Source organism: Flavobacterium branchiophilum NBRC 15030 = ATCC 35035, assembly GCF_002217205.1.
Lineage (GTDB): Bacteria > Bacteroidota > Bacteroidia > Flavobacteriales > Flavobacteriaceae > Flavobacterium > Flavobacterium branchiophilum.
Genome location: NZ_MUGT01000034.1, coordinates 1 through 12,748, shown reverse-complemented (window position 1 = coordinate 12,748; position 12,748 = coordinate 1). Strand labels below are relative to the sequence as shown.

Annotated in this window: 14 protein-coding genes; 2 read left to right on the top strand and 12 right to left on the bottom strand. The window is 33.4% G+C overall.

Translation table 11 applies throughout. The features are described from left to right. Positions 1-183 precede the first annotated feature (183 nt). The 10 genes from atpG to porW all read right to left on the bottom strand — a co-directional run bounded on the left by atpG (position 184) and on the right by porW (position 9,170). Entirely contained in the window at positions 184-1,041 is an 858-nt protein-coding gene (atpG, locus tag B0A58_RS04595) for an ATP synthase F1 subunit gamma (RefSeq protein ID WP_014082773.1), read from the bottom strand. Between the two features lie 92 nt (positions 1,042-1,133). Beyond that, positions 1,134-2,711, bottom strand: coding sequence for a F0F1 ATP synthase subunit alpha (atpA, locus tag B0A58_RS04590; RefSeq protein WP_014082774.1), 1,578 nt, complete (start codon positions 2,709-2,711; stop codon positions 1,134-1,136). Between the two features lie 16 nt (positions 2,712-2,727). Next, positions 2,728-3,261, bottom strand: coding sequence for an ATP synthase F1 subunit delta (gene atpH, locus B0A58_RS04585; RefSeq protein ID WP_014082775.1), 534 nt, complete (start codon positions 3,259-3,261; stop codon positions 2,728-2,730). Between the two features lie 4 nt (positions 3,262-3,265). Next, entirely contained in the window at positions 3,266-3,766 is a 501-nt protein-coding gene (locus B0A58_RS04580) for a F0F1 ATP synthase subunit B (RefSeq protein ID WP_089080060.1), read from the bottom strand. 97 nt (positions 3,767-3,863) lie between these two features. Beyond that, positions 3,864-4,055 carry an ATP synthase F0 subunit C gene (gene atpE, locus B0A58_RS04575; RefSeq protein ID WP_165766291.1) on the bottom strand — a complete coding sequence of 64 codons (192 nt, stop codon included), beginning with the start codon at positions 4,053-4,055 and terminating at the stop codon, positions 3,864-3,866. A gap of 78 nt (positions 4,056-4,133) precedes the next feature. Continuing rightward, a complete protein-coding gene (atpB, locus tag B0A58_RS04570; RefSeq protein WP_089080058.1) occupies positions 4,134-5,276 on the bottom strand; it encodes a F0F1 ATP synthase subunit A in 1,143 nt (380 codons plus the stop codon). Between the two features lie 117 nt (positions 5,277-5,393). Continuing rightward, a complete protein-coding gene (locus B0A58_RS04565) occupies positions 5,394-5,786 on the bottom strand; it encodes a hypothetical protein (RefSeq protein ID WP_089080057.1) in 393 nt (130 codons plus the stop codon). After that, on the bottom strand, positions 5,783-6,013 hold the full coding sequence (locus tag B0A58_RS04560; protein WP_089080056.1) for an AtpZ/AtpI family protein: 231 nt from the start codon (positions 6,011-6,013) through the stop codon (positions 5,783-5,785). The genes B0A58_RS04565 and B0A58_RS04560 overlap by 4 nt, the downstream gene beginning before the upstream one ends. Continuing rightward, positions 5,991-6,389 carry a bactofilin family protein gene (locus B0A58_RS04555; protein ID WP_089080055.1) on the bottom strand — a complete coding sequence of 133 codons (399 nt, stop codon included), beginning with the start codon at positions 6,387-6,389 and terminating at the stop codon, positions 5,991-5,993. The genes B0A58_RS04560 and B0A58_RS04555 overlap by 23 nt, the downstream gene beginning before the upstream one ends. Positions 6,390-6,422: 33 nt before the next feature. Next, positions 6,423-9,170: a type IX secretion system periplasmic lipoprotein PorW/SprE gene (gene porW / locus B0A58_RS04550; protein WP_133063069.1), complete on the bottom strand. Its 2,748-nt coding sequence runs from the start codon at positions 9,168-9,170 to the stop codon at positions 6,423-6,425. Positions 9,171-9,785: 615 nt separating this feature from the next. Here porW and B0A58_RS04545 point away from each other — a divergent pair. Both B0A58_RS04545 and B0A58_RS04540 read left to right on the top strand, forming a co-directional pair. Further along, positions 9,786-10,181, top strand: a complete 396-nt coding sequence (locus B0A58_RS04545; protein WP_089080053.1) for a c-type cytochrome — start codon at positions 9,786-9,788, stop codon at positions 10,179-10,181. 10 nt (positions 10,182-10,191) lie between these two features. Beyond that, positions 10,192-10,938 carry a 3-keto-disaccharide hydrolase gene (locus B0A58_RS04540; RefSeq protein ID WP_089080052.1) on the top strand — a complete coding sequence of 249 codons (747 nt, stop codon included), beginning with the start codon at positions 10,192-10,194 and terminating at the stop codon, positions 10,936-10,938. 53 nt (positions 10,939-10,991) lie between these two features. Here the strand turns inward: B0A58_RS04540 and B0A58_RS04535 are convergent, their stop codons facing one another. Continuing rightward, the gene (locus B0A58_RS04535; protein WP_014082785.1) at positions 10,992-11,375 is read right to left on the bottom strand and encodes a hypothetical protein; all 384 of its coding nucleotides are present in this window, start codon (positions 11,373-11,375) and stop codon (positions 10,992-10,994) included. 6 nt (positions 11,376-11,381) lie between these two features. Next, positions 11,382-12,530: a DNA polymerase III subunit gene (locus tag B0A58_RS04530; RefSeq protein ID WP_089080051.1), complete on the bottom strand. Its 1,149-nt coding sequence runs from the start codon at positions 12,528-12,530 to the stop codon at positions 11,382-11,384. Positions 12,531-12,748: the final 218 nt, after the last annotated feature.

Here is a 12,748-nt window from a genome sequence, read left to right as displayed (position 1 = left end):
CCAATAGATTGGACTATTTTTTATGTGTATTTGGTATTAGTATTTTACCAATTACAAAAGGTGAAAGTAGTCGTAAAGCAAAGGAAGTATTAGCTAGATACAGCTAGTTTTGAGTAGATACCACAAAAAACCAACTCGATAAGAGTTGGTTTGAAGTTTGTTTTATATTTTGTTTTAAGTTAATTAGCCTTTTAGGGCTTCGGCACCACCAACAATTTCAAGAATTTCGTTGGTAATAGCCGCCTGACGGGCTTTATTATAAGTCAATTTCAGCTGATCTCTCAATTCAGTTGCATTGTCAGTAGCTTTGTGCATAGCAGTCATTCGAGCACCATGTTCAGACGCAAATGAATCTCGAACCCCTTTATACAATTGTGTTTTTAACGATTTTGGAATTAAGGTTAAAACAATTTCTTCTTTTGAAGGTTCAAAAATATAATCACTTGCCGCTGTTGAAGCAGATGCTATGGGTGCCAATGGCAAAAACACTTCTGTTTGAACTATTTGAGTAGCGGCATTTTTAAATTGATTGTAAATAATTTCAATCTTGTCATAATCACCAGCTACAAATTTATCAGTCAAATTTTGAGCAATTACGGCTACGTTTTCAAAAGTCAAATCATCAAATAATTTACTTTGATTTTCAATAACATTCAAAGACTTACTCAATACATCATTACCTTTTTTTCCTATTGCAAAAACATCAACTTGTTTGCCTGCATAAAAATCAACACGGCTTTTGGCTTCTTTGATTACATTTGTATTAAATGCACCACACAAACCCCTGTTAGAAGTAATAACCACTAACAAAACTTTTTTTAACTCGCGTTGTGTTGTAAAAGCACCACCCACTTCGCCTTCTAGCGTTGCAGAAAGTCCTTGTAGCAGTTCTGTCAATTTTTCAGCATACGGACGCATTGCAGTAATAGCATCTTGAGCTTTTTTAAGCTTTGCAGCAGACACCATTTTCATTGCCGATGTAATTTGCATCGTTGATGAAACGGACGTAATTCTGTTACGGATTTCTTTTAAATTTGCCATGATATTGTATTAAGATTTTAGTATGAAGTAGTAAGACCTTTATTCCTTGTTACATCAAAGTCTTGAGTCATAATACTTCATACTTAATACTATTAATTATATTTTGCTGAAATTTCTTTTGCTACTTTTTCGATAACATCTGTAATGTTGTCGTCCAATTTACCAGCTTTCAACGCATCAAGTGTGTCTCTGTGCTTATTGTTTAAGTATTCCAAGAAATCTTTTTCAAATTCTTTAACTTTATTTACAGGTACATTTCTCAACAAGTTTTTTGAACCCGCATAAATTATAGCTACTTGATTTTCAACAGTATAAGGATCATTCAAACCTTGTTTCAAAATTTCAACGTTTCGTTTTCCTTTTTCAATTACGTTCAAAGTAACCGCATCCAAATCAGATCCAAATTTAGCAAACGCTTCCAATTCACGGAATTGTGCTTGATCTAATTTTAAAGTACCAGATACTTTTTTCATGGACTTGATTTGTGCATTTCCTCCCACACGAGATACAGAAATACCTACGTTGATTGCAGGACGAACTCCCGAGTTAAACAAATCTCCATCCAAGAAAATCTGACCATCTGTAATCGAAATTACGTTGGTTGGGATATATGCAGAAACGTCACCTGCTTGAGTTTCGATGATTGGCAAAGCTGTCAAAGAACCACCACCTTTTACAATTCCTTTTAAAGAATCTGGCAAATCGTTCATGTTTTTTGCAATTTCATCGTTGTTAATTACTTTACATGCACGCTCCAATAAACGAGAGTGTAAGTAAAAAACGTCTCCAGGATAAGCCTCACGTCCTGGTGGTCTTCTCAATAAAAGAGACACCTCACGGTAAGCCACCGCTTGTTTAGACAAGTCATCATAAACTATCAAAGCTGGACGACCAGAATCTCTGAAATATTCACCAATTGCAGCACCTGCAAACGGTGCATATACTTGCATTGGAGCAGGGTCTGATGCGTTAGCTGCTACAATTACTGTATAGGCCATGGCTCCTTTTTCTTCTAACATTTTTGCAATTCCTGCTACAGTTGAAGCTTTTTGTCCAATAGCAACATAAATACAAAATACAGGTTTTCCTGCATCGTAAAATTCTTTTTGATTTAAAATGGTATCAATACATACAGTTGATTTACCAGTTTGACGGTCGCCAATTACCAACTCACGCTGTCCACGACCCACAGGAATCATCGCATCTACTGCTTTTACACCTGTTTGTAATGGTTCGGTTACTGGCTGACGGAAGATTACACCAGGTGCTTTTCTTTCTAAAGGCATTTCAAAAAGTTCTCCGCCAATAGGACCTTTTCCGTCAATAGGTTGCCCTAAAGTGTTTACTACACGACCAACCATTTGTTCTCCAGTTTTCAAAGAGGCAATGCGTTGCGTTCTTTTTGCAGTTGAACCTTCTTTGATACCTGTTGAAGGGCCTAATAATACCACACCAACGTTATCTTCTTCTAAGTTTAAAACGATTCCTTCCAAACCGTTTTCAAAAACTACTAACTCACCGTATTGAACATTTGATAAGCCGTAAACACGGGCAATACCATCTCCAACTTGAAGTACTGTTCCAACTTCTTCTAGCGTAGCACCAGTTTCAAAACCTGATAATTGCTTTTTTAATATTGCTGAAATTTCAGCTGGGTTAATTTCCGCCATAATTATTTATAAATAACTAGTTACTTAATTCTCTTTTTAATACTTGTAATCTGTTGGCAACCGATGCGTTGTATTGATTGTCGCCTATTCTTAATATAAATCCACCAATGATTGATGTATCTACAGTAGTTTTTATATTGATTTTTTTATTTGAAAAAGTAGCGATTTTTGATAAAACTTGCGCTTCTAAAGCCGCATCCATTGGAAAAGCGGTAGTTACATAAGCTACTTCTACACCATTTTGTTCGTCAAATAATTTGCTATATTCTATTGCAATAGCTTCTAATATTTCAAACCTTTTGTTTTCAAACAACAAATGAAACAAACTTTTTGTAACTCCATTTGTTTGAGCAAAAACTTCTAATAAAACATTTTCTTTAGCCTCAACTTTGGTAGTTGGGTTTTGGATAAAAGTATCCAAATCAACATGACCTTTGATGGTCGAAGCGATAAGATTCATGTCTGTATTTACCATTTGGGCTACGCCCTTTTCTGATGCTACATCCAATATGGCTTTGGCATAACGTATTGCTGCTCTTGTACTTGCCATAATATTAGTTCATTTTTACATCGCCCAACATTTTCTCTACTAATGCAGTTTGAGAGGCTTTGTCAGTCAATTCACTTTTTAATAATTTCTCTGCAATTTCGATAGACAAATTTGAAACTTGTGCTTTCAAATCGGCCATAGCAGCATTTTTTTCACTAACAATAGCTGCTTTTGCTTGCTCAATCATTTTAGATCCTTGGACTTGAGCTTCGTTTTTTGCATCGGCAATCATTTTGTCTTTCATTTCACGAGCTTCTTTGAGTAAAGTATCTCTCTCCAAACGAGCTTCTTGCAAAATACGTTGGTTATCGGCTTGCAAATTTTGCATCTCCTTTTTTGCATTTTCAGCAGATAAAAGGGCATTCTTTATACCTTCTTCTCTTTCATTTACAGCATCAAGAATAGGTTTCCATGCAAATTTTTTCAACAAAAATATCAATCCTACAAATAATACAATTTGCCAAATAAACAAACCAAACGAAAAATCATTTATTAACTTATCCATTTTATTTTAAATAAAAAATTTTATAATATTTTTTTAATGTTTAATAAAACAATAGTTACAACCAACCGTTGCAACTATTGTTTATCATTTGTTTTGATTATGATGCAAACAAAGCAGCAAAACCAATACCTTCAATAAGTGCAGCTGCAATAAGCATAGCAGTTTGGATTTTTCCAGAAGCTTCTGGCTGACGTGCGATAGCATCCATTGCTGATCCACCAATTCTTCCAATTCCTAATGCTGCTCCGATTACGATTAAACCAGCTCCAATAATTCTAGGGATTTCCATAATATATATTTATTAAAATTAAACATTCCATTTTTTGTTAGTTTTATAATAAATTATTTTAAACTAACTCTAATAATTCTAGTGATGTGCATCTTCATGATGATGTTCCTCGTTTCCTGCACCAAAATACAATGCTGAAAGCATGGTAAATATATAAGCTTGTAAAAAAGCAACTAATATTTCTAATATTGAAAGTGCAAATGCCAATCCAAAAGTTAATGGACTTCCTATCCAACTTTTGAAAACAAACATTAATCCAATGATACTCATCAATACTACGTGTCCCGCCAAAATATTAGCATACAAACGTATCATTAATGAAAAGGGTTTGATAATTGTTCCTAATAATTCAATTGGTGCTAATATAAATTTCATTGGTGTAGGTACTCCAGGCATCCAAAATATGTGCCCCCAATAATTTTTATTAGCAGAAAATGTTGTTATGATATAAGTTAACAATGCTAAAGAAGCGGTTATTGCTATATTTCCTGTGATATTAAATCCAAGCGGAGTTAGACCTAACAAGTTTAAGAAAAAGATAAAGAAAAAGATTGTTAGCAAATAACTCATGTATTTTTTGTAATGTTTTTCACCAATATTTGGTATTGCAATTTCATCTCTTACATATAACACTAATGGTTCCATAAATCTACCTGCACCTGATGCTATCCCAGCATTTTTGGTATAAGATTTAGCCAATCCTTTGAATAAGAAAAACATTAATAATGAAACTAAAATAATACCTAGCACACTTTTTGTTATCGATAAATCTAAAGGTTTAATGTTGGTAGGATGGTGGGTTTTTTCATCTTCATTTAGTTTTCCTGAAGCATCTGTTTTGTATATTTTTTCGTGGTGTAATACATAATAATTGCCATTATGTTCTGCTACTTTTTCGCCATGATGAAATTTTGATGAAGAAAATATTTGAATACCACCATCTACTAATATAATTGGTAATGAAAATCCATAATGTTCACCAGTTTCTTTGTTTGCAGAAAATGTAAAATCGTGAGCATCTAATAAGTGATGGTCAATAAATTCTTTTATTTCAGATTTTAAGTCTTGTTCTTTACCCTCGCCATGTGCATTTTCTGTTGTTGCAACGGTTGTGTTGTGGGCTTGCGGTGCCTCTGGAGTTTCATTTGCATTACTTACAAATGGAAGACATACAACTAGAGCTGTAAATAGGAATCTAAGTGGTTTGTTTGAAATCACCATATCTATTGTATCAATTTTTAATTGGTTTTCTAAATTTGGTGCAAAGGTACATTTTTTTTAATTATTTAAAAATGAAACCCACTTTTTTTTTGAATTATTTTGCTATAATCTTGTAATTTATTGATTTTTATTTAACATTCTAGCGGTTGTGCTTGTTTCTATTGCTAAAAAAAGAACAAATATTATAAAAAAGTTAATTTTCTCTATTTTTAAATCACTTTTTGCAACCTGATCAAATTCATATATAAAATAATAGGAACTGGCCATTTGAATAGTTGTTAGTGCTAAAAAGGTGTAACCTACTATGTAATTGTTTTTTTCGTTAAGGATACTCAATATCAATGCAATTGTTGCTGCAATTGCTATGAAATACATATAAATAGTTTCTAAACTAAATAGGAAGGTAGTTTCTGGCCATTGTATTGCTACTATAATTTTATGAATTATATAGGTTATGATGCCTAAAATTAAGGTTTCCCATACGGCTCTTAATTTTGATAATGTCTTCATCCCTCTGGAGTTTCGTTTATTTTTTTGAGTTGTCTGTTTAGATTATAAAAAGCAATAGCAACACCAATAAGAACCATTACTTTGACTCCTATTGTGTTGTTGAGTTTGTATGTAGTGTCTAGCCAAGTGCCTACCCAAGAAAAGCCATAGATGGTTACTCCCATTTGAATAGGCATGTTGATTAAGGCCAACCACTTTCGAGTATTAGGATTCTTTTGAGGTAGCAAGGGGTGTTGTTTGATGTTTTAATTGGTCTTTCATGACACAAGTTCCTGTAAATAAAGCTCCTGGCTCTACCGATAATTTGCCACATACCACTTCGCCATCTATTTTGGAGGTGGCTTTTAGGTTTAGCAATTCGTTTACTTGTATTTTGCCTTTAAATTCGCCTTCAATATCTGCATTTTCGCAAAAAATATCGCCGTGAATTTTACCCAATGGGCCAATGACAATTTTTCCTTTTGATTTAAAATTGCCTATAAGTTCGCCATCTAATCTAAAATCGGCTAACGAATCAATATCGCCACGAATAACGGTGCCTTCTACAATTCTGTTGGTTTTACCCAATACATCGGTTACAACTTTTGGTTTTTTGTCAAACATTTTTTTTGGTTTTTAGTTTATAATTTTCAGTCTTTAGTTTTTAGTTTTTGTGGTGGCACTTGGTGGTGCCAGTGTTGGCCCTGTGTCTTCTTGTAATGTTTGGTTATTCAAACTCTCGGCCTGAATGGTGTTTTGAGGTTTTTGAAAATCTTTTCGTTTTACTTCGTTGTCAACTGGTTGTTTTGGATTGTTATTAATTATTTCCTGCTGCACTGGTTTTGCTACTTTTTTAGGATCTAGCAAATAGTCGTCTATATTTTTCTTTATTTGTACTACTTTATAATTGGTGTTTGAAATTACAATCGGCTTTTCAGTTACGCTATATGCCTTTATTTCTTTTAAAACTACTCCAATGCCATGTGCAATTTCCTCACTTTTAAATCCATGCAAAACTACAAAGTTTTCGTTGAGGGTATATACATCAACAGAATATATTTTTTTAGTCCCTCTATCGTCGCTAAATTTTTTAATTTTGGCTAATAATGCTTGACTATTTTTATCCTCTATGGCACCAATTCGATACAAAACTTTCCAACTCGAAGGGGTTTCGCCGTTTATTTGTAGGGCTTCTAATTTTGGAACATTTTGGTTTACAAATGTTTCGGCACTTTTGCCTTCGGTGGTGTTTGGATAGGTAAGCGCTACATAATTCAAGGCTTTTCGTAGTGCCAGAACACCTTCTATTTTGCCAATGGTATTGGCCCTTAAAAGTTCAATTTTTGGCAATAGTTCATCTCCGTCCCATTGGGTTACTGCATTTTTTGTTTGGTCCAATACTGCTCTGTAATCGCCTTCGCTGTAAAGTTGGTACCATTTCATATACATTGTCGCTCCAGTTGCTAATTGGTTTTGCGAGCCTGGAGTTTGTAATAATATTTGTGCATATCTCGAATCTGGATATTGCGATAAAATGGAATTTTTTAAGGTTAATGCCTTATTTTTATCTGTAATTTCGTAAATTTTATACAAATTATAAAGCGTTGGCAATAATAATCTCTCTTCGGGTTTGTAATCTAATAAGGTTTCGAGTTTGGTTTGTGCCAATGGATATTCTGCAAATTTCTCTTTATAGATGATACCTAACTGAAAATAAGCAAAATTTCTATCTTTTACTAGTTTTTGAATCTCTTCTGTTTTGGTAGGCAATTGGTTGATATATGTGCTTGCATTATATTTTGGATTGTCATTCGGATTTGTTAAAACGTTGTCATTACTTGTATCTTTCGAATTACCATCTGGGCTATTGTCTGTATCGGAGTTGGTATTTATCAACCTCCAATTGTCTTTCAAAGTTCTGTTGCCCCAGTTTTTTTGAAATTCGATTTTGCCTAATGCCAATGTTGATGTATTGTAAAAATAAAAATCACTTGGCACACTTTGCAAATTACTTAATGCTTTTTTGCCCATATCCAAATCACCGTTTTTCAATTGGTTTTCCTTAGCTTTTTTTAGTGCATCGGCTTGTTTGAGCCCTTTTATTTTGTTTTCAAAATATTGCTTTCTGTCGGTATCATTCATTGCTAAAATGTGCAAAATACTATCGTTTTTTTGTGCAATTTCTTCATACTTAATTACATCGTCTAGGTTTTCTCGTTTCTTTTTGATGTTTCTAAACAATCTTGTTTTTTTATTCAAATAAGTTAAAGTACTATCAAAATATTTACCTGCCAAAACATATTGGGCATTATAAAAATGAATATCAGCTAATTTTTGATAATTGGTAGCCACTAACGAAAGGTCTTCGCCCCCGTGTTTTAAAGAAAGATTGTAATATTTGATGGCTTGTTTGGTGTTTTTGTCTTGTTCATACATCAAGCCCAATTGGTGGTTAAGGGCGTCCAAAAAGGGTCTGTTTTCTCGGTCTTCTAATAATTTGTTGTAATTTTTGAAGAAAGCTACCGTATCCGAATTTTTGAAACTGGTATTTTTGAGTTGTTGGAGTTTAGCATGCACACTATACGCTCGAGGTGCTTGTCTATTCATATTGATGACCGTTTGAAATGCAGCAAAAGCACTGTCCTTATAGTTTACTTTGTCATACAATTGACCTAAAATAAAATGATAACGTGCTTTTTCTTCTTTATTTTTGGTGTAAGATGTTGCTATTTTGAGTTTTTGAATGGCTTTTGTGTGTTGTGCTAATTTGATGTATGCCTGAGCCAAAATAGCATTGGCATCGGCTAAAACTTGTGGTTCCAAATGCAATTCTTTGAGTAATTTGATTAAATTTTCAACGGCTTGCTCGTCATTATCCAATCGGATGTTGGTTTTTTCTCGCCATACTTTTACTTCGTTTATTGTATTGCTTTTTGGCGATTTGTAAATGATGTAGTTAAAAGCTTCGAGTGCTGGCACATAGCGTTGGTCATAATATCTTGCTTTGCCCAATAGCATGTAAGCTTCGTCTATTTGATAATTGCGTTCGGTTCCCTCTATATAAATAGATCTTTTTTGAATGGCTTTTGTTGCTTTTTCTTCTGCCAATTCAAACATGGGGTTTGTTGGCTTTTTGTCATCTGTCGTATTCAAATCTAATGCCACATCTGGAGCAACATATTCCTGACGCTCTACGGGCAAAATGTCCCAAAAATGATCTCTGTATTTTAAATTCATTTCTAAAACGCCTTTGTCCAAGGCCTCATTGCCGTTAAACAATACATTGTATTTGGTGTTTAAAGCCTGAAAATTTCGGGTAGCAAAGGTGTCTTTTCTTGTAGAACAAGCCCACAAAAAGACAAACACAAACAGTGCAAATATGGGGAAAGTAATTTTATTTTTCAATGTAAAACGTTTTAATCTTTAACTTCAAATTTTAAAAATTATTATAAATGACTGGTAAAAATACGTTTCTTTTTGAAATATAGAAAATTTATGTGCTTTTTTATCAAAAAAAAATTAAAACACTCCCAACTTTGAAAAATGAGACCTCTGTAATATTATTTTTTTCTGGCTCAAATCGCTTTTAATTTAATTTTTGAAAATGCTACATGGGGTTAAAAAATCCTTTATGCTTTTGTTTAATAGAAATGAGGTATTTTATTATAAATGAATTATTTAAAAATAAATTAAACATTTTAATTATAAGATATAATAATTTTTAAAACAAACAGTTGCTTTTGATTTTGTTAAAAAAATATAATTTCCAATATTTTTAAGGGTATTTTATTTTAATTAGTTAAAAAAAACATACTTTTGTTTTTAATTGCATAAAATATAGCAAGGAGTATATAGTTTATTTTGGTGTTCAGATTCATTTTATTTGCAAAATAGGCACACCTTTTGGACCAATTGTGGTGTTGTAAATCATTTTTAGATGTTTTTGCTAACCACAATTTTAACAGTATCCAATGCTACATTTTTATTAATCAAACTAAAACAACTAAATTTTATTGAAAAATGAAAAAAACACTTTTATTATGGAGTTTTGTCGCCCTTGTAGTATGCTGCGACAAAAAGAAAGAAGCACAACCCAAAGACGCTGAAGTGATAGAACATCAGGCAGCAGAACAAACACCAAGCACGGGTGCAGCTACGGCACCAGAATTTCAAAAAGGAGCCGATTTGATTGCTCAAAACGATTGTTCGGGTTGTCATAAAGTGGACGAAAAACTTACGGGGCCCTCTTTTAAAGAAATTGCCGCAAAATACACAACTGCAGATGTTGCTACTTTGAGCAAAAGTATCATTGACGGTAGCAAAGGCAAATGGGGTGAAATTCCTATGACTGCACACCCAAGTTTGAGTCAGGAAGATGCCAGTGAAATGGTAAAATACATATTGTCTAACAAATAATTTTTTTGAGATGAAAAAAATTGCAATAGTTGCCGTTTTGGCACTTGGCTTATTGGCCTGGAAACAAGTGGATACTAATACAAATCCTATAAAAGCCGCAGACAATGTATTGACTAAAGCTGAAAAAGCCGCTGGTTGGAAATTGCTTTTTGACGGCAAAACTTTAAATGGTTGGCACAAATATGGAACAGATTCTATTGGAAAGGCTTGGACTGTTAATGACCATGCCATACATTTAGAAGTGTCTGACTTGAAAGATTGGCAAACCAAAAATGGAGGCGACATTGTTTCTAAAAAAGAATTTGCTAATTTTCATTTAAAATTGGATTGGAAAATTGCCAAAGATGGTAATAGTGGCATTATTTTTTATGTGCACGAAGATCCAAAACAATACAAATATCCGTGGATGACGGGGCCCGAAATGCAAGTTTTGGACAATAATGGACATCCCGATTCTAAAATTATCAAACACCGTGCGGGTGATTTGTATGATTTAATTACAGGAATAGAAACTGTAAAGCCAGCAGAACAATGGAATCATGCCGAAATTATTTCAAAAAACGGGGTTTTAACATTCAAACTAAATCATACGGTTGTTTTGTCAACTACTATGTGGGATGACCATTGGAAACAAATGATTGCCAATTCTAAGTTTCATGAATTTCCTGGATTTGGTACTTATAAAAAAGGAAAACTTTGTTTGCAAGACCATGGCAATAATGTATGGTTTAAAAATATCAAAATCAAGGAATTGTAACCTTATAATAAAAAAAAAAGACTTGTTCCATGAGCAAGTCTTTTTTTTTGAAATTATCCAAGCCAATATACGGCCATAATCGAGGGTATAAAATAGATGACAATAGTTCTGGCTCCGTCATAATCTTTGGCAATGCGTTGTCCTGTAAGCAACATGATGAGCGTTATACACGAAATGATTGCACCATATAAGCCAAATATTCTACCTCCGTTGATTATCAGTTGGATACACCCAACGATACACAATATTCCAGATAGTAACTCCATGATTAGTAAGTGAAAAAGGGCAATAGCTACTAATTTTTTGAGGCTGGTTTCTGCAAAATGGGCTTTCATAAATTCCAGATTACCTTTCCAGTCTATTACTTTGTCTGAACTGGATTGTATAAACGTAATACCTAAAAAAATCAGAATTAAAATAGAAGCTGCGTTGTTCATGATGATTTATTTTTTATGAATTAAACGAGTGAGTTTGATAGACAAATCGGTTAAAATTATTTTGGAATTTCCGTTGCGTTCAATATGGAATATGGCCGTTTCAAGCTCTTTATAAATGCCATGAATGTTGTTGCCGTTTACAAAAGGGGCAAATTTTTCCATTTTGAAAGTATCTACTTTTGGTTCTAAATAGACTAGGGTAGGGGCTTCATAATGGAGTAATAAGGCTTGTCTGAACATTTCGATGCAAAAATCTAAAAATTTTTTTTGAGTTTCTCTTCCTAAAGCCGCAATAGTTTCGCTCCACGAAATCAAATCTTGGATAGCTGCAGCGTTGCCTTTTGCTTTAAAAGCGGCTCTTACCCATGTAACAAACCATTGTTCAAAAGGAAAGTCGTCTTCATTGTGTTCTAGTAATTGTAATGCTTTATTAAAATTACCGTGTGCCTGATGTGCTATTTTTTGAGCCGTAAGGTCGTCAATATTGTTTATAGATTGTAATTTTTCGGCTATGTCTTTTTGATTCAAGGCATTAAAATGCAATACTTGGCATCTTGATCGAATGGTTTGTATAATATCTTCTTCATTTTCAGATATTAATATAAACAAAGTATTGTCTTGGGGTTCCTCTAGTAGTTTCAAAATTTTGTTTGAAGCCTCAACATTTAGTTTATCTGCCATCCAAATGATCATTACTTTATAACCACCTTCATAAGCCTTTAACGACAATGATTTGATCATTTCTTGAGCATCTTCAACTCGAATCAATCCTTGTTTGTTTTGAACGTCTAAAGCACGATACCAATCGAAAAGGCTTCCATAAGGATTTGAAAGCACAAATTTTCGCCAATCGGCTATAAAATCGAGGCTTTTTGGTTTGGTTTTTACAGTATCGGTACTTACAGTTGGGTATATAAAATGCAAATCGGGATGCGAAATACTATTGAATTTGATGTTGCAAGATGCGTTGCCACCTGAATTTTCGTCGGACACGTTTTGACACAAAATGTATTGAGCATAAGCAATTGCCATTGGCAAAGTACCTGAACCTTCGGGGCCAACAAATAATTGGGCATGGGGTATCCTTCCAGTAGTTGCACTATGGATAAGGTGTTTTTTGATGTGGTTTTGACCTAATATTTCTGAAAATAGCATGAAGCAAAGATAGGAATTTAAGTATGATAAAACAAATGAGTATATGAAACCCATTAGATTTTTTTAATTGAGGTTAAAGATATATTTTTTTTACTTATATTGTTTTAAGATAGTGCTGTTTATTATGTACTTGTATAAAATTTTTAGGTTATACATTATACCAAATAAACTTATCTAATGGTTTTTTTGTCAAAATGAGTCAAAAAAACAGTTCCGTA

Coding starts and splice junctions, on each gene's coding strand:
- B0A58_RS04545 (WP_089080053.1), top strand. CDS start 9,786: ATGAAAAAAACACTTTTATTATGGAGTTTTGTCGCCCTTGTAGTATGC.
- atpH (WP_014082775.1), bottom strand. CDS start 3,261: ATGGCAAGTACAAGAGCAGCAATACGTTATGCCAAAGCCATATTGGAT.
- atpA (WP_014082774.1), bottom strand. CDS start 2,711: ATGGCGGAAATTAACCCAGCTGAAATTTCAGCAATATTAAAAAAGCAA.
- atpG (WP_014082773.1), bottom strand. CDS start 1,041: ATGGCAAATTTAAAAGAAATCCGTAACAGAATTACGTCCGTTTCATCA.
- B0A58_RS04535 (WP_014082785.1), bottom strand. CDS start 11,375: ATGAACAACGCAGCTTCTATTTTAATTCTGATTTTTTTAGGTATTACG.
- B0A58_RS04555 (WP_089080055.1), bottom strand. CDS start 6,389: ATGTTTGACAAAAAACCAAAAGTTGTAACCGATGTATTGGGTAAAACC.
- B0A58_RS04540 (WP_089080052.1), top strand. CDS start 10,192: ATGAAAAAAATTGCAATAGTTGCCGTTTTGGCACTTGGCTTATTGGCC.
- atpB (WP_089080058.1), bottom strand. CDS start 5,276: ATGGTGATTTCAAACAAACCACTTAGATTCCTATTTACAGCTCTAGTT.
- atpE (WP_165766291.1), bottom strand. CDS start 4,055: ATGGAAATCCCTAGAATTATTGGAGCTGGTTTAATCGTAATCGGAGCA.
- B0A58_RS04580 (WP_089080060.1), bottom strand. CDS start 3,766: ATGGATAAGTTAATAAATGATTTTTCGTTTGGTTTGTTTATTTGGCAA.
- B0A58_RS04530 (WP_089080051.1), bottom strand. CDS start 12,530: ATGCTATTTTCAGAAATATTAGGTCAAAACCACATCAAAAAACACCTT.
- B0A58_RS04565 (WP_089080057.1), bottom strand. CDS start 5,786: ATGAAGACATTATCAAAATTAAGAGCCGTATGGGAAACCTTAATTTTA.